The organism is Acidovorax sp. LjRoot117, assembly GCF_964252695.1.
GTDB lineage: Bacteria > Pseudomonadota > Gammaproteobacteria > Burkholderiales > Burkholderiaceae_C > Acidovorax.
Map to the genome: position 1 here is coordinate 179459 of NZ_CAXUPO020000006.1, position 20234 is coordinate 199692.

The 20234-nt window shown below is 70.0% G+C and carries 19 protein-coding genes and 1 pseudogene; 13 read left to right on the forward strand and 7 right to left on the reverse strand.

All coding sequences use genetic code 11. The annotated features are described in order from the left end of the window. Positions 1 to 23: 23 nt before the first annotated feature. The 5 genes and pseudogenes from ACSQ3D_RS17350 (at position 24) to ACSQ3D_RS17370 (ending at position 5622) form a co-directional block, all read left to right on the forward strand. Positions 24 to 2480, forward strand: coding sequence for an adenosylcobalamin-dependent ribonucleoside-diphosphate reductase (locus ACSQ3D_RS17350; RefSeq protein WP_436127713.1), 2457 nt, complete (start codon positions 24 to 26; stop codon positions 2478 to 2480). 46 nt (positions 2481 to 2526) lie between these two features. Next, on the forward strand, positions 2527 to 3846 hold the full coding sequence (locus ACSQ3D_RS17355; protein WP_436127714.1) for an NnrS family protein: 1320 nt from the start codon (positions 2527 to 2529) through the stop codon (positions 3844 to 3846). Between the two features lie 28 nt (positions 3847 to 3874). Further along, positions 3875 to 4564: a nitroreductase family protein gene (locus ACSQ3D_RS17360; protein ID WP_436127715.1), complete on the forward strand. Its 690-nt coding sequence runs from the start codon at positions 3875 to 3877 to the stop codon at positions 4562 to 4564. A gap of 48 nt (positions 4565 to 4612) precedes the next feature. Next, positions 4613 to 5022: pseudogene (locus ACSQ3D_RS17365) on the forward strand (ribonucleotide reductase subunit alpha); the annotation flags it as partial. Between the two features lie 15 nt (positions 5023 to 5037). Beyond that, entirely contained in the window at positions 5038 to 5622 is a 585-nt protein-coding gene (locus tag ACSQ3D_RS17370; protein ID WP_436127781.1) for a hemerythrin domain-containing protein, read from the forward strand. 45 nt (positions 5623 to 5667) lie between these two features. On the opposite strand, the gene ACSQ3D_RS17375 is transcribed toward ACSQ3D_RS17370, so the two are convergent. Further along, positions 5668 to 6399 (reverse strand): GNAT family N-acetyltransferase, encoded by a 732-nt coding sequence (locus tag ACSQ3D_RS17375; protein WP_436127716.1) that lies wholly within the window; start codon positions 6397 to 6399, stop codon positions 5668 to 5670. Positions 6400 to 6561: 162 nt separating this feature from the next. On the opposite strand from ACSQ3D_RS17375, the gene ACSQ3D_RS17380 reads away from it, so the two are divergent. Together ACSQ3D_RS17380 and ACSQ3D_RS17385 are read left to right on the forward strand one after the other, a co-directional pair. After that, a complete protein-coding gene (locus tag ACSQ3D_RS17380) occupies positions 6562 to 8058 on the forward strand; it encodes a PLP-dependent aminotransferase family protein (RefSeq protein WP_396505185.1) in 1497 nt (498 codons plus the stop codon). 176 nt (positions 8059 to 8234) lie between these two features. Beyond that, positions 8235 to 9311 carry an AbrB family transcriptional regulator gene (locus tag ACSQ3D_RS17385; protein ID WP_436127717.1) on the forward strand — a complete coding sequence of 359 codons (1077 nt, stop codon included), beginning with the start codon at positions 8235 to 8237 and terminating at the stop codon, positions 9309 to 9311. Positions 9312 to 9410: 99 nt separating this feature from the next. Here ACSQ3D_RS17385 and ACSQ3D_RS17390 read toward each other — a convergent pair whose 3' ends face one another. The 3 genes from ACSQ3D_RS17390 to ACSQ3D_RS17400 form a co-directional block, all read right to left on the reverse strand. Then, positions 9411 to 9710 carry a BTH_I0359 family protein gene (locus tag ACSQ3D_RS17390; protein ID WP_056409989.1) on the reverse strand — a complete coding sequence of 100 codons (300 nt, stop codon included), beginning with the start codon at positions 9708 to 9710 and terminating at the stop codon, positions 9411 to 9413. 366 nt (positions 9711 to 10076) lie between these two features. Further along, positions 10077 to 11255: a DUF3108 domain-containing protein gene (locus tag ACSQ3D_RS17395; protein ID WP_436127718.1), complete on the reverse strand. Its 1179-nt coding sequence runs from the start codon at positions 11253 to 11255 to the stop codon at positions 10077 to 10079. A 26-nt stretch (positions 11256 to 11281) separates the two neighbouring features. Further along, entirely contained in the window at positions 11282 to 12064 is a 783-nt protein-coding gene (locus ACSQ3D_RS17400) for an IclR family transcriptional regulator (RefSeq protein WP_056422689.1), read from the reverse strand. A gap of 102 nt (positions 12065 to 12166) precedes the next feature. On the opposite strand from ACSQ3D_RS17400, the gene ACSQ3D_RS17405 reads away from it, so the two are divergent. Continuing rightward, positions 12167 to 13180 carry a fumarylacetoacetate hydrolase family protein gene (locus tag ACSQ3D_RS17405; RefSeq protein ID WP_056409986.1) on the forward strand — a complete coding sequence of 338 codons (1014 nt, stop codon included), beginning with the start codon at positions 12167 to 12169 and terminating at the stop codon, positions 13178 to 13180. 352 nt (positions 13181 to 13532) lie between these two features. Continuing rightward, positions 13533 to 14513 (forward strand): Bug family tripartite tricarboxylate transporter substrate binding protein, encoded by a 981-nt coding sequence (locus ACSQ3D_RS17410; protein WP_056165091.1) that lies wholly within the window; start codon positions 13533 to 13535, stop codon positions 14511 to 14513. A gap of 97 nt (positions 14514 to 14610) precedes the next feature. On the opposite strand, the gene ACSQ3D_RS17415 is transcribed toward ACSQ3D_RS17410, so the two are convergent. The 3 genes from ACSQ3D_RS17415 to ACSQ3D_RS17425 all read right to left on the reverse strand — a co-directional run bounded on the left by ACSQ3D_RS17415 (position 14611) and on the right by ACSQ3D_RS17425 (position 16809). Continuing rightward, positions 14611 to 15168 carry a hypothetical protein gene (locus tag ACSQ3D_RS17415; RefSeq protein ID WP_436127719.1) on the reverse strand — a complete coding sequence of 186 codons (558 nt, stop codon included), beginning with the start codon at positions 15166 to 15168 and terminating at the stop codon, positions 14611 to 14613. Positions 15169 to 15226: 58 nt separating this feature from the next. Beyond that, positions 15227 to 15640, reverse strand: coding sequence for a VOC family protein (locus ACSQ3D_RS17420; RefSeq protein WP_056165175.1), 414 nt, complete (start codon positions 15638 to 15640; stop codon positions 15227 to 15229). Positions 15641 to 15786: 146 nt separating this feature from the next. Continuing rightward, positions 15787 to 16809 (reverse strand): zinc-binding alcohol dehydrogenase family protein, encoded by a 1023-nt coding sequence (locus ACSQ3D_RS17425; RefSeq protein ID WP_056422684.1) that lies wholly within the window; start codon positions 16807 to 16809, stop codon positions 15787 to 15789. A 160-nt stretch (positions 16810 to 16969) separates the two neighbouring features. Here ACSQ3D_RS17425 and ACSQ3D_RS17430 point away from each other — a divergent pair, with 160 nt between their 5' ends. The 4 genes from ACSQ3D_RS17430 (at position 16970) to ACSQ3D_RS17445 (ending at position 20138) form a co-directional block, all read left to right on the forward strand. Further along, positions 16970 to 17902 carry a LysR substrate-binding domain-containing protein gene (locus tag ACSQ3D_RS17430; protein ID WP_436127720.1) on the forward strand — a complete coding sequence of 311 codons (933 nt, stop codon included), beginning with the start codon at positions 16970 to 16972 and terminating at the stop codon, positions 17900 to 17902. Positions 17903 to 18102: 200 nt separating this feature from the next. Then, the gene (locus tag ACSQ3D_RS17435) at positions 18103 to 18432 is read left to right on the forward strand and encodes a hypothetical protein (RefSeq protein ID WP_156371991.1); all 330 of its coding nucleotides are present in this window, start codon (positions 18103 to 18105) and stop codon (positions 18430 to 18432) included. A 4-nt stretch (positions 18433 to 18436) separates the two neighbouring features. Next, positions 18437 to 18790 carry a hypothetical protein gene (locus tag ACSQ3D_RS17440; RefSeq protein ID WP_436127721.1) on the forward strand — a complete coding sequence of 118 codons (354 nt, stop codon included), beginning with the start codon at positions 18437 to 18439 and terminating at the stop codon, positions 18788 to 18790. Positions 18791 to 18974: 184 nt separating this feature from the next. Next, on the forward strand, positions 18975 to 20138 hold the full coding sequence (locus ACSQ3D_RS17445) for an iron-containing alcohol dehydrogenase (RefSeq protein WP_436127722.1): 1164 nt from the start codon (positions 18975 to 18977) through the stop codon (positions 20136 to 20138). Positions 20139 to 20234 lie beyond the last annotated feature (96 nt).

The window sequence follows — 20234 nt, forward strand, 5'->3', positions numbered from 1 at the left end:
TGAACCCCCAACCATCGGTACCCATGAAGCGCGAACCACAGCACACTCTGGCCACCCCCTCGTCCCTGCAGCCCATCAGCCTGGATGTGCTGCGCGAGAAGTACCTCAAGCCCGGCGAAACCTCCGTGGACGAGCTGTACGCCCGCGTGGCGCGTGCGCTCGCTTCGGTGGAAGCGCCCGATCTGCGTGCGAAGTACGAAGCCCTGTTCCTGGCCAACCTCCAGGCTGGCGCCATCGGCGCGGGGCGCATCATGAGCGCGGCGGGCACCGACATCCAGGCCACGCTGATCAACTGCTTCGTGCAGCCCGTGGGCGACTGCATCCAGGGCGTGGACGACGAAGGCTTTCCGGGCATCTACGAAGCGCTGCGCGAAGCGGCCGAGACCATGCGCCGTGGCGGCGGCGTGGGCTACGACTTCTCGCGCATCCGCCCCAAGGGCGCACACGTGAAGGGCACGGCCTCCATGGCGTCGGGGCCGTGCAGCTACATGAACGTGTTCGACCAGTCCTGCTCCACCGTGGAGAGCGCGGGTGCGCGCCGGGGCGCGCAGATGGGCGTGCTGCGCATCGACCACCCCGATGTGCAGGAGTTCATCACCGCCAAGCGCACCCCGGGCCGCTGGAACAATTTCAACGTGTCGGTGGGCGTGTCGGACGCCTTCATCGACGCGGTGCAGAACGACACCCCCTGGGAGCTGGTGCACAAGGCCGCGCCCGGCGCCGCATTGCAGGCGCAAGGCGCCCGCCAGCGGGCCGATGGCCAGTGGGTCTACGCCACCGTGCGGGCGCGCCAGTTGTGGGACACGATCATGAAGTCCGCCTACGACTTCGCCGAGCCTGGGGTCCTGTTCCTGGGCCGCATCAACGAAGACAACAACCTGCATTACTGCGAGGACATCGCGGCGACCAACCCGTGCGGCGAGCAGCCGCTTCCGTCGTATGGCTGCTGTGACCTCGGCCCTGTCATCCTGACCCGCTTCGTGCGGCACGCTTTCGGCTTTGGTGGTGTGGCAGCGTTCGACTTCGAGGCCTTCGGCCAGGCGGTGGCGCTGCAGGTGCGGGCGCTCGACAACGTGCTGGATGTGACCTTCTGGCCGCTGCCGCAGCAGCGCGACGAGGCCATGGCCAAGCGGCGCATCGGCGTGGGCTTTACCGGCATGGGCAATACGCTGGCCATGCTGTGCCTGCGCTACGACCGGCCCGAGGGCCGCACCATGGCGGCGCGCATTGCCGAACACATGCGCGATGCGGCCTATGCGGCGTCGGTGGAGCTGGCGCGCGAGAAAGGGGCGTTCCCGAAGTTCGATGCGCGGGGCTACCTGGCCGAGGGCACCTTTGCCAGCCGGCTGCCCGCGCCAATACAGGCGTCGATCCGCGAGCATGGCATCCGCAACAGCCATCTGCTGTCCATCGCGCCCACGGGCACGGTGAGCCTGGCGTTTGCCGACAACGCTTCCAACGGCATCGAGCCGCCGTTCTCGTGGATGTACAAGCGCAAGAAGCGCGAGTCCGATGGCAGCACGCTGGAGTACGCGGTGGAGGACCACGCCTGGCGGCTGTACCGCGACCTGGGCGGCGACGTGAATGCGCTGCCCGACTACTTCGTCTCGGCGCTGGCGATGTCGGCGCAGGACCACATCGCGATGATGGAGACCGTGCAGCCCTTCGTGGACACGGCCATCTCCAAGACGGTGAACATCCCGGCGGACTACCCCTACGACGACTTCAAGGACCTGTACCTGCAGGCCTGGCGCGCGCGGCTCAAGGGGCTGGCCACCTACCGGCCCAACAGCATCCTCGGCTCGGTGCTCGAAACGCACGCAGAGCCCGCGCCTGAAGCCGCTGCCGTGGCAAAGCCCGCGCCTGCTGCCCCCGCCGCAGCGCCTGTGGACCCGATGCGCACTGTCATCGAGAGCCGGCCGCAGGGCGGCCTGTCGGCGGTGGCCGAGAAGCTCGAATACTGGACGCAGGAGGGCCACAAGACGCTGTACCTCATCGTGTCCTTCCTGCCCGTGCCCACGGGCGTGGGCGGTCGCACGGTGGACCGTGCGATCGAGTTCTTCATGCCCGTGGGGCAAAGCGGCGAGTCGCAGCAGTGGATCACCTCCAGCATGCGCATGCTGTCGCTGGCGGCGCGCGGCGGTTTTCTGGAACGGGCCCTGTCCGACATGCGCAAGGTGGCCTGGGACCGGGGCCCTGTGCGCCTGGGGCAGCACCGCAAGGACGACGGCACGCTGGTGCCGATGTGGCACGACTCGGAAGTGGCGGCCATGGCCTATGCCATCCAGAACATCCTGTCGCGCCGCGTGGCGGACCCGGTGCAGCAACTGCTGCCGCTGGACGAGCCCGCGCCGCCGCCCGCGGCCGTGCCACAGGCCATGGCGGGCAAGAAGTGCAGCGAATGCGGCGCCCATGCGGTGATCCGCAAGGACGGCTGCGACTACTGCACGCAGTGCGGCCATCTGGGCAGCTGCGGATGAGCGCGTTCGCCGTGCACGGCAATCTTTCGCAGGGTAGGTACACGCCATGAGCAAAGTCATTCCTGTCGCGATTGGCAGGCCGTCGGCACAGGCCGTGGCGCAGCAGGACCCGCGCTGGCGCTGGCAGTACCTGATGCTGGCGCCGCACCGGCTGGGGTTCTTCCTGGCGATGGTGGTGCTGGTGGCCTCGGGCGCCTGGTGGGCGCTGGTGCAGGTGGCGCGCTCCACCGGCTGGTGGGGCATGTACTACGCAATGTCGCCCACCACCGTGCATGCGGCGGTGATGGCGCTGGGTTTCATTCCGCTGTTCTTCTCGGGCTTTCTGTTCACGGCCGGCCCCAAGTGGCTGGGGGTGACCCCCTTGCCGCCGCAGGCGCTGCGCGCGCCGCTGGTATTGCAGGCGCTGGGCTGGCTGCTGTGGCTGGTGGGTGCGCACTGGCGCATCGGCGCGGTGCTGGTCGGCCTGGCCCTGGCCGGCGCGGGCCTTGTGTGGATGACGGCGCTGTTCTGGGGGCGTGTGCGCGCGAGCCGCGCGGAAGACCAGCTCCATGCCCGCGTGATCGGCGTGGCCTGCGGCGTGGGCTGCATGAGCCTGGTGGCGCTGTGGTTCAGCCTGGCGGTGGGCACGCATGCGCTGGCGCGGGCCTGTGTGTACACGGGGCTGTGGGGCTTCGTGGTCGTGGTGTATGTCACGGTCGCGCACCGGATGATTCCGTTCTTTACCTCCAGCGCCATGCCCACGGTGCGCTCTTGGCGCCCGTTCTGGGTGCTGTGGCTCATGCTGGCCGCGGCCGGCATGCAGGTGCTGGCCACCTGGCTGGAATGGGCGGGCGTGCCCGCCAGCCGCGCCGGGCCCGCCTGGATGCTGGTGCACGGCGCCCTGCAGCTGGTGGTGGGGGGCGTGCTGGTGTGGCTGGCCTGTGTGTGGGGGCTGGTGCAGAGCCTGAAGAACCGGCTCCTGGCCATGCTGCACATCGGCTTTGTGTGGCTGGGCGTGGCGTTCTTGCTGGGCGGCCTGTCGCCGTGGCTGGCCTGGGCCTTTGGCATCGGCACGCTGGGGCTGGGTGCGCTGCATGCGCTCACCATGGGGTGCCTGGCATCGCTGATGCTGGCCATGGTCACGCGCGTGTCGTGCGGCCACAGCGGCCGCGCGCTCGTGGCCGACCGCATCGTCTGGGCACTGTTCTGGTTGCTGCAGGCGGCCACGCTGCTGCGCATTGCGGCGGCCATGCCGGGCGCATTCGGCGTGGCCTGGGCCTGGCTGCTGCCGGTGGCGGCCGTGCTGTGGGCGGCCACCATGGGGGTCTGGGGCGTGCGGCTCAGTGGCTGGTATGGCCGCCTGCGGGCCGATGGCCGTCCGGGCTGAGCCCCTGTTTGTTGGACAAGGAACTGCGATGGCTGTCATCCCCTGGCCCCTGAACCCGCGCGGCGCCGCACGGCAGCGCACGGCCGCGCCTGCGGTGCCTGCCAGTGGCATCGACGACGTGGCGGCCATCGCGGCCACGCTCATCCAGTCGCGCCAGACCATCCTGCCCAAGCGTTTGGCGGGCCCCGGGCCCGGTACCGACGAACTGGCGCAGATTCTCCAGGCCGCGGCCCACGCGCCCGACCACGGGCAACTGGTGCCCTGGCGGTTCGTGCTGGTGCCCGAGGCTGCACGTGCGGCACTGGCCGAGGTGTTCGCCCAGGCGCTGCAGCAGCGCGACCCCGCCGCCACGCCCGAGCAGTCCGCACAGGCGCGCGAGAAGGCGCACCGCGCGCCGGTGCTCATGCTGGCCGTGGTGGACGCGCAGCGCGGCGACCCCGGCATCGACCTGGCCGAGCGCCTGGTGTCGGCCGGCTGCGCGGTGCAGAACATGCTGCTCATGGCCACGGCGCAGGGCTACGGCTCGGCACTCACCAGCGGCAAGGCGCTCAAGGCGCCGGGCTTGCGTTCGTTGTTCAGGCTGGCGGACTCCGAACAGGCGCTGTGCTTCATCAGCATCGGCACGGTGCAGTCGCGCAAGTCGGCGCGGTCGCGGCCTGCGGCGCGCAACTACGTGAGCACGCTGGATGCGCAGCGGGGCGTGGTGCCTGGGTTCTGATTTCCTTTTTCTCTGTCTTTTCTCTTACAACCGTTTCGTTGCCGCCCCATGGATATTTCAAGTTTCGATGACCTGCTGCAGGCCGCGCGCCAGCAGCCCGAGCCGCAGCGCTTGCTGTTCGTGTTCACGGCGGTGGATCTGCCCGATGACGCCACCGCTGCCCAGCATGCACGCTTCGAGGCGGGGCAGGGCTGCGCCCCGGTGCCGCTGATGTGCGTGGACAAGACGCCGCAGGAGCTGCCATCGTTCGCTGCACTGGTGGAGGACGCCCGCCAGTTCACCGCGCCGGGCCACGACTGGGCGATGGTGTTTGCCGCGGCGATGCCGGGCACGTTGAACAGGCGCCCACCACTGCAGAGGCCGAGGCCCCGCTGCAGCGCATGGTCGATGCGATCCAGCAAGGTGCGCTCGGTGCCTACATCCCGTTTGACCGCCAGGGCCAGCCAGTGCGGTTTGGCAGAGGTAGTGGCCGCATGAAGACCACGCCTGCCTCTGCCCGCGAGATCCCGGGTTTCAACACGCCGGGCGTGGGGTTCGAGCAGCCCTTTGCCATGCTGGAGGCCTGCCACGAGCGCGTGCAGCGCACGCTGGCGTTGCTGGGCCGGCTGCGCGGCCACGTGCACACCCACGGTGCCGACGAGCCTGCCCGCCAGGCGGCCCGCGACGTGCTGCGCTACTTCGACATCGCGGCGCCGCTGCACCATGAGGATGAAGAGCTGCATGTGTTTCCGCCCCTGCTGGCCCAGGGGCCGGCCGAGGTGGTGGCGCTGGTGCAGCGGCTGCTGCAGGACCACCGCGACATGGTGGCCGACTGGGCCGCCGCGCGCCAGCCCCTGCAGGCGCTGTTCGAGGGCCGGGCCGATGCCTTCGGTGCCGCCGACGGCGCGGTGCTGGACCGCTTTGCCGAGCGCTACGCCCGCCACATCGAGGACGAAGAACAGATCGCTTACCCGGCGGCCCATGGCCTGCTGCCCGGCGCCACGCTGCAGGCCATGGGCCTGGAGATGGCGGGCCGGCGGCAGTCCCCGGTGGCAGCACACCCGGGCCCGCAAGGGTAGCGCAGGACAGCGCATGGCGGGGTGCGTGGCGGATCGGCAGGCGGATCAGGCGGCTTGCGCTGCCGTACCCTCGCGCAGTGCCGCCAGGGACACGCGCTGGCTGCCGTCCTCGGTGAAGTTGCCCGGGGCGAGCCAGCGCTTAAAGCCTGCCTTCAACGCGGGCCATTCGCTGTCCAGGATCGAGAACCACGCCGTGTCGCGGCTGCGGCCCTTGTAGACGAGGGCCTGGCGAAAGACGCCTTCGAACTGGAAGCCCAGGCGCTTGGCCGCCTCGCGGGACGGCGCATTCAGGCTGTCGCACTTCCACTCGTAGCGGCGGTAGCCCAGGTCCGCGAACACATACTGCATCAGCAGGTACTGCGCCTCGGTGGAGATCGGGGTGCGCTGGAGCAGCGGCGAGAACATCACATGCCCCACCTCGACCACGCCGTGGGCCGGGTCGATGCGCATCAGCGACAGCGTGCCCACGGCGCGGCCGGTGCGCCGGTCGATCACGGCATAGTGCAGCGGGTCGGTGCTGGCGGCGGCCTGCTCGCAGTGGGCGCGGTAGCTGGCAGCGTCGGTGAACGGCCCCACGCCCATGTAGGTCCAGCCGCGGCCGTCCGGCGCCTGCGCGTAGGCGGCGTACAGGTCGCTGGCATGGCGGGCGGCGTCCAGCGGTTCCAGTCGGCCGTAGTGGCCTTCGAGCACGGTGCGGGCCGGGCGCGGCCGGGGGCTCCAGCCGGGCAGCGGTGCGCCCACGGGTTGCTGGTATTCGTTCACAACGGAAGATGGCATTCGCGGAGTCCTTGCAGAGAGATAGAAAAATGAGTCGGCCGAAAACACGATGAAGTTAGCTGCATCGTGGCGTGGTGAAAAGTGCCAGAATCCAAGCTTTTTAAGGTGCCACGCATGTGCAGCGCTGTGCCCGGCGGTCAATCGCCTTCCCTTGGAGCCCAGATGGCGCAGCCAACCCCGCAGGCCCCGGTCGCGCAGACGCTGCTCGAACGCGCGCTGGACCACGGGCCCGGCGCTGAGCCATTGCGGCGGCAGCTGTTCCAGCGGCTGCGCCAGGCGATCTTCGACGGGCGGTTGGTGGCCGGCAGCGCGCTGCCAGGGTCGCGTGCGCTGGCCGAGGGTCTGGCCCTGTCGCGCAACACGGTGACCGCGGCCTACGAGCAACTGGTGGCCGAGGGCTATGTGGTGTCGGACCGGCAGGGCACGCGGGTGGCGGCGCTGGCGCAGCGGCCGGCCGGGCCTTCGGCCGCCCGGCACCCGGCGCCGGCGGTGCCGGAAGTTCCGGCGATGGCCGCCCGCCTTGCGCTCATCCAGCCGCGCGCGCCACGCACCGGGGCGACCCCCTTGGCACTGAGCCCGGGCATGCCGGCACTCTCGCAGTTTCCGCTGGCGGCCTGGCGCCGTGCGCTCGACCATGCGGTGCTCGGTGGCGGCCCCGCAGCGCTGGGCTATGGCGATCCGCTGGGCGAGCTGGCGCTGCGCACGGCCATCGCGCGCCACCTGGCCGTGGCGCGCGGCGTGCGCTGTGCGGCCGAGCAGGTGGTCATCACCGAAGGCGCGCAGGAGGCGCTGGCGCTGTGCGTGCGCCTGCTGTCGAACCCTGGCGACGTGGCCTGGGTGGAAGACCCCGGCTACCGGGGCGCCAAGTCCGCCCTGCAGGCGGGCGACCTGCGCACCGTGCCGCTGCGGGTGGATGCGCAGGGGCTGGTGGCGAGCGAGTCCGACTGGGCGGCGCGCACGCCGCGCCTGGTCTACACCTCGCCATCGCACCAGTACCCAGGCGGTGCGGTGATGTCGGTGGCGCGGCGGCTGGCGCTCATCGAGCAGGCGCGGCGCCACGGCGCGTGGATCATCGAGGACGACTACGACAGCGAGTTCCGGCACGCGGGCGAGCCCATCGGCGCCATGCAGGGGCTGGTGGACGGCGCGCCGGTGCTGTACGTGGGCACCTTCAGCAAGACGATGTTCCCGTCGCTGCGCCTGGGCTTCGTGGTGCTGCCCGCGGCCGTGCTGGACGCTGTGCGCGTGCCCCTGGCCGAGATGCTGCGTGGCGGCCAGCGGCACGCGCAACTGGCCATGGCGCATTTCATGGACAGCGGCCAGTTCAGCCGCCACCTGGGCCGCATGCGCCGCCTGTACCGCGAGCGCCAGCAGGCGCTGCGGGCCGCGCTGGCGCAGCACCTGGCGCTGCCCCACCAGACCGAGGGCGGGCACTGCGGCATGCACCTGCTGGTGCGCCTGCCGGCCAACTGCCCGGACCAGGCCATCGCCGCCGCGGCGCGCAGCCACGGCATGGCGCCGTCGCCGCTGTCGGGCTTTGCGATGCGGCCGCAGCCGCAGGACAACGGCCTGGTGCTGGGCTACGGCAACACGCCGGTGGAACTGTTCGAGCCCCTGGTGCAGCGGCTGTCGCTGCTGGCGCGCGCCGCAAGGACCTAGGCCCGCTTCAGCCGTTGGACCCGCGCCCTGTCTTTGGCGATGCCTGCCATGCCGGGCGGGTAAGGCCTGGCGACCTGGGGTGGCGGGCGGGGCGCGATACTCGGCGTTGCCTTTTTGCGCGTGCCGTCACTGTGTCGTCATCACCCCTGTTCCCTTTGTCCCCCCTGCCTCCCCGCTTGAAATTCGCCGCCCGCGTGCTGGGCACGCTGCTGCTGGCCTGGGCCGCGGCCGCCGCCTGCGTGGCCCTGCGCACGCCGCTGCCCTGGATGATCGGCCCGCTGCTGGCCACGTCGGTGGTGTCCATCGTCGGCGGGCCGACGGAGAGCTGGGGGCCGCTGCGCAATGCCGGGCAGTGGACCATCGGCGCGGCGCTGGGCCTGTACTTCACGCCGCAGGTGGTGGCACTGATCGGCGGGTTGTGGTGGGCCATCGCGCTGGGCATCGTGTGGGCGCTGTTCCTGGGCTGGCTGTTCGGTGCCTGGCTGTACCGGGTGCATGCACCGCGCATGCATGGCGTGCCGGCACCGATGATGCGCGCCACCAGCTACTTCGCTGGGGCCATCGGCGCCGCGTCGGAGATGACGCTGCTGGCCGAGCGCGAGAACGCCCGCACCGACCTGGTGGCAGCCAGCCACAGCCTGCGCCTGCTCATCGTCACCGTCACGATTCCATTTGCGCTGCAGTGGAGCGGCCTGCATGGCCTGGACGTGCTGCCGCCCACGGTGGCGCGCGTGGTCGACCTGCCCGGCCTGGCGCTGCTGGCCGCGCTCACGGGCGTGGGCGCGTTGCTGATGGACAAACTCGGTCGGGCCAACCCCTGGTTCATGGGCGCCATGCTGGTGTCGATGGGTATCACCATGGCGGGCATCAGCCTGTCGGCCGTGCCGCAGGTGATGGTGAACGCCGCGCAACTGGTGATCGGGGTGAGCCTGGGGGTGCGGTTTCGGGCCGACTTCTTGCGCACCGCGCCGCGGTGGATGGTGTCGGTGGCGCTGGGCACGCTGGTGCTGATGGGGGTGTGCGCCCTCTTTGCCGGGGTGCTGGCCTGGGCGACCGGGCTGCCATGGGTCACGCTGCTGCTGGGCTCATCGCCCGGGGGCATCACCGAAATGGCCATCACGGCCAAGGTGCTGCAGCTCGGCGTGCCGGTGGTGACTGCGTTCCAGGTGTGCCGGCTGATCGCGGTGCTGATGCTGGTGGACCCGCTGTACCGGCGGATCTATCCGTCCGAGGAGAAGCCGACCAAGCTTTGAGCGCGCGCTGCCCCAACGCCAGCGTATCCGTGGAACCGGCTTTGCCGGGCCACCGGGTGCGTCCCCTCCGGGGGAAGGCGCGCAGCGCCTCAGGGGGAGTTAGTGCACCACCACCGGGTTTTGCGCCAGGCCCGCATAGCGGTCGAGCGCGTCTTCCACTTCTTCCTGGGTGGGGGTGTCGCGCTGCCACGCCAGGATCTGTTCCTGGAACATTTCGGCCCACGAGCCGTCCAGGTACACCTCTTTGCCGGACCGCTTGTCCACGATCTCGAAACCGTGGCGGGCGAGCTGGGGAAGGGCGGGTGCAGTGTCGTTGAGCACCGGGCCGGTGCTTTTCTCCACGGCGTCGGGCAGCATGTGGACCACCACGAAGGATTCTGAGTCGTAGAGCATGTGCATCGTGTTCCCCTTGTCGATATAAAAGTCAGATGACAGCGGGTTCGCAGAGTTCAAGGCCCAGGGCGGCTACGGTGGAGCGCTGGCAAGCTTGTAACGCCTTGCGCCGCGCCCCGGTTATCAGGGGAAGCCCGCCCCGGTGTGGCACCTGAACTGCGGTCCAGTATTTCACGAAAAACCGGCCTCTCCGGGCTGGTGGGTCTTTTTTACCGCCCCGCCCGGCCAGTGGCGCGAGGACGCAACACCTTTGGCGCGTAGGCCAGGGCGGACGCTGGCGGTGGGTGGATGGGCAGGCATGCGGGGCGCCTGTGCGGCCGCCTGTGGCCCATGGCGGCCCGCTGTGCGTGGGGCGCGCTGGGACGGGTCTCGTCAGGGCGCGCTGCTGCTGCGCAGCAGCAGGTCGGCGAAGTCGCCGTTCGCCTGGGTCAGCTTGATGCGCACCGGCAGGTAGTTGAGGCCGGGCGCCACCCACAGCTCGGCTTTCTGGTCGTAGTCCTTGCGGGGCAGGCGCAGCAGCTTCAGTGCGGGGGTGGGGCCGGCGGGCAGGTCCAGGGTTTCGGAACCTTCGACCGTGAAGGTCCAGCGGTCGGCAGTGCGGGCGCTCACCGTGGTGAGCGTGACCTGCGTGCCGGGCGTGAACCGGCCCGGGTCGGCCGCCAGCATGGCGCCCAGCTGGATGAACAGGCTCAGCCGGTCCTGCGCGCCCGGGCCCACGGCGGCCTCGGGCGTGTTGGCGCTGAAGGTCACGCGGCCCTTGGCATGGTCGAAATGCGCGGCCTGTTCGCTGCGGGACTTGTCGGAAAACTTCTCGGGCAGCAGGCCCTGGGCGGTGATGGCGCCCACGCTGCGCTGCGTGCGGCTGCCCACCAGGAAGGCGCTGACCTCCTGGCGCGCCTCGTAGCGGCTGCCGTCGTGCTGCCACAGCAGCTCGGCGCGGGCGCTGTACGCGAACTTCTTGGCCTGCCCGCTCACGTCGAAGGCCAGCCGGGTGGGGGCCGGAATGCGCACGGGCGGCGGCGGTGTCGCGGCCTCGCGCCCCGTGCCGGAGCCAGGGGGCGCAATCTCGGTCCCGGCAGCGGTGGGGTTGGGTGCTTCGGCGGGCGGTGCCGAGGCCACGGGCGCGGGGGCTTCGGCCTGGGGCGCCGACGCAGCGGGCGCAGGGTCTGGCGCTGCGGTGCTGGCCGCAGGCGGCTCTGACGTGGGTGCAGGCGCGCCGGCATCGGCGGCCGCCACCTGCACGGGTGCCTCGGGCGCCACTGCCAGCGAGTCTTGCGCGGGGGAGGCGGGGGCTGGCTGTGCGGGTTTCTTGGCGCGCGCCGGGGGCTTGGGCGGGGGCGCGGCGGGGGCCATGGGGGCCGCCACTGCGACGGACGTGGGCTCAGGGGCAGCGGCCGGTGCGGGCGGCGGCGCCGGCACGCTGCGGGTGCTGAAGACATGCCCCGCCGATGGCGGCTGGGGGCTGTCCCACGCCAGGGGCACGCCGTGCAGCACCAGCCAGTGCATGGCCAGTACCAGGGCGGTGATGAGGACCAGGGCGCGCCGGGGCATGCAGGGTGTTGCGAAGCCGGGGGGTGTCAGGCGCTGCCCGCGCCCAGGTCGCTCGACAGCTGGGCTGCGGCCGCGCGCAGGGGCGCGTCGATGGCGCCGCCCCACTCGGGGTCGAAGGTGGCGATGGAGCCCAGCGTGGTGATACCCAGCTCCAGGTGGCCGTCGGCGTCGAACACCGGGGCGCAGAACGCCACGATGCCGGGCAGCAGGGTGTCGACCACGCGGGCCACGCCACGCTGGCGCACGTCGGCCAGCAGGGCGTTCACCTCGCCCATGGTGGCGGGCAGGTCGGCGCGGCGCATCTTGACTGCGCGGGCCAGCTCGTCCTTGAGCAGCGGGGCCACCACCTCGGGCGCCATGTGGGCGGCAAAGCAGCGGCCGGTGGCGGACGAGAGCAGCGGCATCACGTCGCCCAGGCGCAGGTTGGCGGTCACGGCCTGGGAGGATTCCTCCCAGTGCACGATGGTCGGGCCGTGGTTGCCCCACACCGCCAGCGCCAGCGTGTGGCCGATGCCTTCCATCAGCGCGGGCATGCGTTCGCGCGCCAGCCGTACCGCGTCGAGCCGCGCCAGCGATGCCAGGCCCAGCTTGAGCGCCGCGGGGCCCAGGTCGTAGCGGGCGGTGCGGCTGTCCTGCGTGACCAGGCCCAGGCGCTGAAAGCTCACCAGGTACCGGTGCGCCTTGGCCGCGCTCATGCCGGCCGAGGCCGCCACATCCTTGAGCATCAGCGGCCCGCGCGAGCGGGTCAGCCCCTCCAGCAAGGCAAAACCGACCTCCACGGACTGAATACCTGCACGTTCTTTGTCCATGTGCACTAAAATTCGCTAGTTTTGTTTAGTTAAATCAATTTACCCAAGCGTAATTTCGCTAAGGGTACCCTTCCACCACCCTGAGACAAAGGTCCTGCCACCATGAAACTTGCTACCTACAAAGACGGCTCGCGCGACGGCCAACTGGTCGTTGTCTCCCGCGATCTGGGCACGGCCCATTATGCGACCGGCATTGCCAGCAAGCTGCAGCAGGTGCTGGACGACTGGGGCTTCCTCTCGCCCCAGCTGCAGGACCTGTACGACCAGCTCAACAGCGGCCGCGCGCGCCACGCCTTCCCCTTCGACCCCGCCCAGTGCATGGCACCGCTGCCGCGTGCGTACCAGTGGGCTGACGGCTCGGCGTACATCAACCACGTCGAACTGGTGCGAAAAGCGCGCAACTCCGAAGTGCCGGAGAGCTTCTACACCGACCCGCTGATGTACCAGGGCGGCAGCGACGACTTCATCGGCCCGCGTGACGACGTGGTGGTTCCGAGCGAAGCCATGGGCATCGACTTCGAGGCCGAGATCGCCGTCATCACCGGCGACGTGAAGATGGGCACCAACGCCGACCAGGCGCTGGACGGCATCCGCCTGGTGATGATCGCCAACGACGTGAGCCTGCGCAACCTGATCCCGGCCGAGCTGGCCAAGGGCTTCGGCTTCTTCCAGAGCAAGCCCGCCACCGCCTTCGGCCCCGTGGCCGTCACGCTGGACGAGCTGGGCGACGCCTGGGACCACGGCCGCGTGCACCTGACCGTGCAGTCCACCTGGAACGGCCGCAAGGTCGGCATGTGCGACGCCGGCCCCGAGATGACTTTTCACTTCGGCCAGCTCATCGCCCACGTCGCCAAGACGCGCAACCTGCGCGCCGGCTCCATCATCGGCAGCGGCACCGTGAGCAACAAGGGCGTCACCGACGCCAGCGGCCGCACCGAATGGCCCAAGGGCTACAGCTGCATCGCCGAAAAGCGCTGCATCGAGACCATCCAGGACGGCAAGCCCAGCACCGACTTCATGAAGTTCGGCGACACCATCCGCATCGAGGTCAAGGGCAAGGACGGCGCGAGCATCTTCGGCGCCATCGACCAGACGGTCGCAGCGCCTGAAGCCTGAGCCGCGACGGCCACTGCCACTGCCACTGCAACTGCCACTGCAACCATCGCCGCAGCCAGTGGCTGCTGGTATGGGTAGCTGTATCCGTAGCGGCAGCGGTAGCGGCGCATGTGCAGCGGCCTTGCCCAGCAGGGCGCACCGTGCGCACCGCGCGTCCTTCGGGATGCGCCTGCCAGCCCACCCCCCACCCGTTCGGGCTGAGCCAGTCGAAGCCAGGGCCGATCAATCGAATCCCGTGTTCAGCCCCAGGCTCCCGCAGCCGGTGCAAAGTACCCATAAAAACAGGCCCTACCGCTTGATAGTCAAGCGCTAGCAGCTATCAAATCAATAGTAACCACAAGGAGACAACCCCATGCAACGCAGAACCCTCTTGTCCGCCCTGGCCGCCGCAGGCGCCACCTCCGCCGCTCCCTGGGCTGCAGCCCAGCAGTCCGCGTGGCCCGACCAGCCCCTGCGCTGGGTCGTGCCGTACCCGGCCGGCGGCGGCACCGACGTGCTGGCGCGTACCGTGGCCGAGGCCATGCGCCAGACGCTGGGCCAGCAGATCATCGTGGACAACCGCCCCGGCGCGTCCACCAACATCGGCGCGCAGATGGTGGCCACGGCCAAGCCCGACGGCAACACCTTCATGTCGGCCGACAACGCCGTGCTGGCCTTCAACGAGCACCTGTTCACCAAGCTGCCGTTCAACCCCGAGAAAGACTTCACCTACGTGGGCGGCATCAGCCGCTTTCCGCTGGCGCTCGTGGTCAACCCCGCGTTCGAAGCCAAGACGGTGAAGGAATTCCTGGCCTACGCGCGCGCCAACCCTGGCAAGCTCAACTACGCATCGCCCGGCAACGGCTCGCCGCACCACCTGGCGATGGAGATGTTCAAGAACCGCACCAAGACCTTCCTCACCCACATCCCCTACCGGGGCGCCGCGCCTGCGCTGCAGGACGTGATGGGCGGGCAGGTGCCCTGCATGTTCCTGGACCTGGCCGCCGGCCTGCCGGTGATCACCTCGGGCAAGGTGCGTGCCCTGGCCATCGGCTCGGCCAAACGCGTGGCCGCATTGCCCGACGTGCCCACGCTGGCCGAAGCCGGCGTGCCCAACACCGAGGTATTCGCCTTCCAGGGCATCCTGGCGCCCGCCGGTTTGCCCGCGGCCATCACGGCGCGCCTCAACGGCGACCTGAACAAGGCCCTGCTCAACCCCGCCGTGGTCAAGCGCATGAACGACTTCGGCATGGAAGCCCTGCCCGGCACGCCCGAGCAGTTCCGCGCCATGGCACGTGCCGAGTCCAAGCGCTGGGGCGAGATCATCAAGGCCGCCGGGGTGAAGCTGGACTGACCGGGCTGGCCGCGCAGACCGGGGGCCGCCCCCGGTTTGCGTGCCATCGCCCCAAGGGCAAGACAGCGCGTGGCGGGGGCTGCCACGCCATGTGCCTTCAACCTTCCGTCTCGGGCGCTTCGCTTGCTTCCGCATCCGGGTCCAGCGGTGCATAAAAGCCCGCGAAGGGTCGGGTGAACGGCGTGCCATTGAAGGTATGGGTGCAGCACCGGCACCGGGGTACCAAGCTGGACGGGCCGACCACCTGGTCGACCAGCTGCAGCGTCCCTGCATCATCCACGTACAGGCCGTTGTAGTAACTCGATTCACCGACCAGCACGTACCGGCGCCGCTCGTGCGGGCGGCGCGCCACCAGCCAGAAGATCGGGTCGGGGCGGTCCAGCCGCGCCAGGGCCTCGCTGTACACGCCGTCCCACGGTGCGCCCACCTTCGAGATCAAAAACCTGAACAGCGGGGTGTAGTCGAGCCCCAGCTGGCGCCGCCCGTGCATGGGGCTGCGCACCGGCTCATCGCCCTGGGTGGCGCGCGCATTCCGGTCATCGCTGAAGTCCCCGCCCCGGCCGTGGTGCACGCGGTGCGCGGTGGTGTTCACCTTGCGGTAGAGCGGCTCCTTCCTGCGCGGGCGCCTTGCTGCGGTTCTCTCGTCGGGGTTCATGGGCGGATGCTTCTGGCGGCGGGTGCCGTTCGCACCGCCGATTTTGCCCTGTGCCTGCCTACTCCGGCAGGTGGCACACCGCTTCCACGTTGTTGCCTTCGGGGTCGATGACGAAAGCGCCGTAGTAGTGCTCGTGGTAGTCGGTGCGCAAGCCAGGGGCTCCGTTGTCTTTGCCGCCCGCGGCGATGGCCGCGGCGTAGAAGGCGTCCACCTGCGCCCGGTTCGGCGCGCGCCAAGCCAGGTGGCAGCCCGTCGTGGCCGGTGCGCCGCCGTAGGGCGAGGGGCCGTCGATGAACCACACGTCGGCCTTCTTGCCGTCGGGCTCGGACGCATCGGGGTAGGCAAAGCCCAGCATGTTGGAGCCGTAGTTGCCCTCGAAGCACAGGCTGTAGCCCAGGGGCGCCAGGGCAGCGCTGTAGAACTGTTTGGCGCGCGCGATGTCGGTCACGCGGAAGGTCATATGGTCGATCATGGGAGTGCTCCTTTTTGGGTGTGTGGCGTGCATGTCTCTGTTCTCCTCATGCACCACGGGTACTGTATTTAAATACAGTATCGGTGGCAAGCACCAAAACGCCCCGTCCGGTGGCGCAGCCCCCGTCGCTGCCGGGCCAGGTCCCGTCAGTTCCACCCCTCCAGCACCAGCTTGCCGCGGGCCTTGCCGCTTTCGATCAGCGCGTGCGCGCGCTGGAGGTTCTCGGCGTTGATGGTGCCGAAGCGCTGGTCCAGCGTCGTGCGGATCAGTCCTGCGTCCACCAGCTGCGCCACCTCGGTCAGCAGCCGGTGCTGGCCGACCATGTCGTCGGTGCCGAACAGCGCGCGCGTGAACATCAGCTCCCAGTGCACCGACACCGACTTGCGTTTGAATTTCGTCACGTCGAGCGACACCGGGTCGTCGATCAGCGCGAACCGGCCCTGCGGCGCGATGGCCTCCACGATCTGGTCGAAGTGCGCGTCGGTCTGCGTGAGGCTCACGATGATGTCCACCGCGGGGTGGCCGATGCGCGCCAGCTCCTGCGTCAGGGGCTTGCTGTGGTCGATGACGTGGTGGGCGCCCAGGTCGCGCACCCAGGCCTGCGTCTCGGGGCGCGATGCGGTGCCGATCACCGTCAGGCTCGTCAGCCGCGCCGCCAGCTGCGTGAGGATGGAGCCCACGCCGCCGCTCGCGCCGATGATGAGCAGGGTCTTGTGGGTGGGCTGCTTGCCAGGCGCCACGCCCAGGCGGTCGAACAGCAGCTCCCACGCGGTGATGGTGGTCAGCGGCAGTGCGGCGGCCTCGGCAAAGTCCAGCGACTTCGGGGCGTGGCCGACGATGCGCTCGTCCACCAGGTGCAGTTCGCTGTTGGTGCCGGGGCGGGCGATGGAGCCTGCGTACCAGACGCGGTCGCCGGGCGCAAAGAGCGTCACGTCCGGGCCCACCGCGCGCACGATGCCGCTGGCGTCCCAGCCCAGCACCTTGTGGTCGGGGCCGTCGCCGCTGCGTGCGCTGCTGTTGCGCACCTTGGTGTCCACGGGGTTGACCGACACCGCATGCACCTCCACCAGCAGGTCGCGGCCGGTGGCCACGGGGTCGGGCAAGGTGATGTCGAGCAGGGCGTCGGGGCGGTCGATGGGGCCTGGGTGGGTGTAGCCGATGGCTTTCATGGGGAGGACTCCGGGATGGTCGAACAATGGGGTGAAGCGAGTGAAGCAATGGTCGGGTTTGAGGGCATGTTTGCAAATAGGCAGGCAATTGAATTCATATTCAATGAAAATTTGAAAATACCGGTTGCCGTCGCTCCCGCCACCTCTCAGACAAGACCCCATGAAAAGCCTGCAAGACCTCGACATCTTCGTGCGCACCGTGGACAGCGGCAGCCTGTCGGCCACCGCGCGGGCGCTCGACCTCACGCCCGCAGCGGCCAGCGCCGCCCTCAAGCGCCTGGAGGCGGAGCTGGGCGTGGCGCTCTTCGTGCGGTCCACCCGCAGCCTGCGGCTCACGCAGCAGGGCGCGCTGTTCCTCGAGCACTGCCGCCCCGCACTGGCCGCGCTGCACCAGGTGCGCGGCCAGTTGCAGGGTGGGCGCGCCAGTGCATTCGAAGGCACGCTGCAACTGGCGGCGCCGTCCGACCTGGGGCGCAACGTGCTGCTGCCCTGGCTGGACGCATTCCAGGCGGAGCACCCGGGCGTCGACATCCGCCTGCAGCTGTCCGACCGCGTGGCCAATGTCTACAGCGAGCCGGTGGACGCAGCCTTTCGCTATGGCAAGCCGCAGGACTCTGGCCTGGTGGCGCTGCCCCTGGCGCTCGACCACCGGCGCGTGCTGTGCGCCGCGCCGGCCTATGTGCAGGCCCACGGCGCGCCCGACGCGCCGCAGGCGCTGGCCGACCACGCCTGCCTGTGCTTCATGCTCGGCAGCGACGTGCACGACCGCTGGCGCTTCTGGGACGCGGCGGGCCAGGAGGTGCTGGTGCGCGTGCGCAGCCGCAACGTGGCCAACGACGGCGACGCCGTGCGCCGCTGGGCCGTGCTGGGCCGAGGCATTGCCTACAAGTCGTACTTCGACGTGGCCGACGACCTGGCCGCCGGGCGCCTGGTGCCGCTGTGCCCGGGCTTTGAGACCGAAGCCGTGCCGCTGTACCTGGTGGCGCCCAGCCGCCACCAGATCACGCCGCTGGTGCGCGCACTGCGTGACTTCATGGCCGAGCGGCTGCAGTCGCTGGCCAGTGCGGCGCCGGGCCCTGCACGGGTAGGGTAAGTACAGACGGCTGCCCCCACCCTGGCCGCAGGTGCCATGGCAGCGCCGGTGCCCAGCGCACAAGGCCGCATCCGGCGCCTTCCGTGCGGTGGCCGTGCGGTGTTCGTGCAATGTTCGTACGGTTGCCGCTACAGTCGGTCACCGCCGGGCCCCCTGTGCCGCGCGACAAGTCCACCGCCCACCAGGAGCCCGCCGCTTCCATGTCCGTACCCGCCCCGCCCGAATGGACCGCCGCATTGCGCCGCGCCCTACCGCTGGCCGCCCTGCAGCCCGGCGATGTGGACTACTTCCTGGTCAGCCCCGGCGGGCGTTACGTGGCCTGCACGACCCACGCCCTGCACACGGTGCTGATCGACACCGCGCAGCGCCGCTACGCCGTGCTGGCCGACTGGAGCGTGCGCGGGCTCGACGATGCATCGGTCGAGCTGGAGTCCGACGAGACCCGCAGGCAGGCGTTCCCGGTCTATGCCGACCTGTGGCAGCCCGCCTTCACCGACCCGGCGCTGCCCTGGCAGCCGGCCAGGGACTGACCCCATGGCACCTGGCACCCCTTCAGCGTTTCGCGTGCCCGGCGCGGTCTGGGCCGGGTGGGGCGTGCTGGCGGTGGGGCTGGGCGCTTCAGTGGCCATGGCCAGCGGTTTTGGGCAGTCCATGGCCTGCGGCACGTTTGGCCTGGACTGCGTGGCGATGGCTTTCGGCATGGTGCTGTTCACCTTGTGCGTCACGCTGGTCCTGCTGCTGCGGGGCTGGAGCGCCCTGCGCCGCCATGGCGCGCAGGGTGGCGCTTGGGCCTGGCTCGTCAAGGTGTTGGCGGCAGGCACCGCAGGCGTGGTGGCCCTGGCGATCTTGTTGCTGGTGGGGTTCGTGGTGCTGGTGGTGGTGCGATAGGTCGTCAGGGTGGGCAGGGCAGGGGAGGCCTTGAGCGCTGGGTGGTTGGTAACCGCAGCTCGCCTGCCATCGCAGGGCCGTCCCGAAGTGCCCCGGGCCGGGCCGTGTTGTTGCCAAGGCGACCGGCAAGCCGGGCACGCCAGCGACACAATGCACCCCCCACCCAAGGACTGCCAGGATTGCCATGCTGAACTTCGACTTCCACAACCCCACCCACATCGCCTTCGGCCAGGGCCGCATCGCCGACCTGGACAAGCTCGTGCCCGCCGCGGCCAAGGTGCTCATCCTCGTGGGCGGCGCCAGTGCCGAGAAGACCGGCACGTTGGCCGAGGTGCGCACGGCGCTGGCCAGCCGCCAGCACGCCACCTTCAGCGGCATCGAGCCCAACCCCAGCTACGAAACCTCGATGAAGGCCGTGGCGCAGATCCAGGGCGGCGAGTTCGACTTCCTGCTCGCGGTGGGCGGCGGCTCGGTGATCGATGCCGTGAAGTTCATCGCCGCAGCCGTCAAGTTCGAAGGCGGCGACCCCTGGGCCATTCTGGAAAAGCACGGCCGCAACGTCACCGCCGCGCTGCCCTTCGGCGCCGTGCTCACGCTGCCCGCCACGGGCTCCGAGATGAACAACGGCGGCGTCATCACGCACCGTGCCAAGGGCGCCAAGCTGGCCTTTGGCAGCAATCACACCTACCCCGTGTTCTCGGTGCTCGACCCCACCAAGACCTACACCCTGCCGCCCCAGCAGCTGGCCAACGGCGTGGTCGATGCGTTTGTGCACACGGTGGAGCAGTACCTCACCTACCCGGTCAACGCGCCCGTGCAGGACCGTTTTGCCGAGGGCATTTTGCAGACGCTGATCGAGATCGGCCCGCGCCTGCTGGCTGCCCCCGAGCCCGTGTACGACGACCGCGCCAACCTCATGTGGGCGGCCACCATGGCGCTCAACGGGCTGATCGGCGCGGGCGTGCCGCAGGACTGGGCCACGCACATGATCGGCCACGAGCTCACCGCGCTGCACGGCATCGACCACGCGCGCACGCTGGCCATCGTGCTGCCCGCGCTGCTGCACGAGCGCCGGGGTGCTAAGCGCGCCAAACTGCTGCGGTACGGCGAGCGCGTGTGGGGCATCACCACCGGCACCGACGACGAGCGCATCACCGCCGCCATCGAGCGCACGCGCGGCTTCTTTGAAAGCATGGGCATCGCCACGCGCCTGTCGGGCTACGGCCTGGGCGCCGACACCGTGGGCGCCGTGGTGGCGCAGCTGGAGGCGCACGGCATGCTCACGCTGGGCGAGCAGCGCGAGATCACGCCCGCCGTGAGCCGGCGCATTCTCGAAGCGGCGCTGTAAGCCAACGCCGCAACCTGCGCCGCACCAGGGCACATCTGCGCAATTTGCGGGTACGGTGGGCGGCTTTACTTTTCACTCACCCCCAGAAAGGGATCG

Coding starts and splice junctions, on each gene's coding strand:
- ACSQ3D_RS17440 (WP_436127721.1), top strand. CDS start 18,437: ATGGCACCTGGCACCCCTTCAGCGTTTCGCGTGCCCGGCGCGGTCTGG.
- ACSQ3D_RS17420 (WP_056165175.1), bottom strand. CDS start 15,640: ATGATCGACCATATGACCTTCCGCGTGACCGACATCGCGCGCGCCAAA.
- ACSQ3D_RS17390 (WP_056409989.1), bottom strand. CDS start 9,710: ATGCACATGCTCTACGACTCAGAATCCTTCGTGGTGGTCCACATGCTG.
- ACSQ3D_RS17380 (WP_396505185.1), top strand. CDS start 6,562: ATGGCGCAGCCAACCCCGCAGGCCCCGGTCGCGCAGACGCTGCTCGAA.
- ACSQ3D_RS17375 (WP_436127716.1), bottom strand. CDS start 6,399: ATGCCATCTTCCGTTGTGAACGAATACCAGCAACCCGTGGGCGCACCG.
- ACSQ3D_RS17425 (WP_056422684.1), bottom strand. CDS start 16,809: ATGAAAGCCATCGGCTACACCCACCCAGGCCCCATCGACCGCCCCGAC.
- ACSQ3D_RS17370 (WP_436127781.1), top strand. CDS start 5,038: ATGAAGACCACGCCTGCCTCTGCCCGCGAGATCCCGGGTTTCAACACG.
- ACSQ3D_RS17355 (WP_436127714.1), top strand. CDS start 2,527: ATGAGCAAAGTCATTCCTGTCGCGATTGGCAGGCCGTCGGCACAGGCC.
- ACSQ3D_RS17430 (WP_436127720.1), top strand. CDS start 16,970: ATGAAAAGCCTGCAAGACCTCGACATCTTCGTGCGCACCGTGGACAGC.
- ACSQ3D_RS17435 (WP_156371991.1), top strand. CDS start 18,103: ATGTCCGTACCCGCCCCGCCCGAATGGACCGCCGCATTGCGCCGCGCC.
- ACSQ3D_RS17395 (WP_436127718.1), bottom strand. CDS start 11,255: ATGCCCCGGCGCGCCCTGGTCCTCATCACCGCCCTGGTACTGGCCATG.
- ACSQ3D_RS17445 (WP_436127722.1), top strand. CDS start 18,975: ATGCTGAACTTCGACTTCCACAACCCCACCCACATCGCCTTCGGCCAG.
- ACSQ3D_RS17360 (WP_436127715.1), top strand. CDS start 3,875: ATGGCTGTCATCCCCTGGCCCCTGAACCCGCGCGGCGCCGCACGGCAG.
- ACSQ3D_RS17410 (WP_056165091.1), top strand. CDS start 13,533: ATGCAACGCAGAACCCTCTTGTCCGCCCTGGCCGCCGCAGGCGCCACC.
- ACSQ3D_RS17405 (WP_056409986.1), top strand. CDS start 12,167: ATGAAACTTGCTACCTACAAAGACGGCTCGCGCGACGGCCAACTGGTC.
- ACSQ3D_RS17415 (WP_436127719.1), bottom strand. CDS start 15,168: ATGAACCCCGACGAGAGAACCGCAGCAAGGCGCCCGCGCAGGAAGGAG.
- ACSQ3D_RS17400 (WP_056422689.1), bottom strand. CDS start 12,064: ATGGACAAAGAACGTGCAGGTATTCAGTCCGTGGAGGTCGGTTTTGCC.
- ACSQ3D_RS17350 (WP_436127713.1), top strand. CDS start 24: ATGAAGCGCGAACCACAGCACACTCTGGCCACCCCCTCGTCCCTGCAG.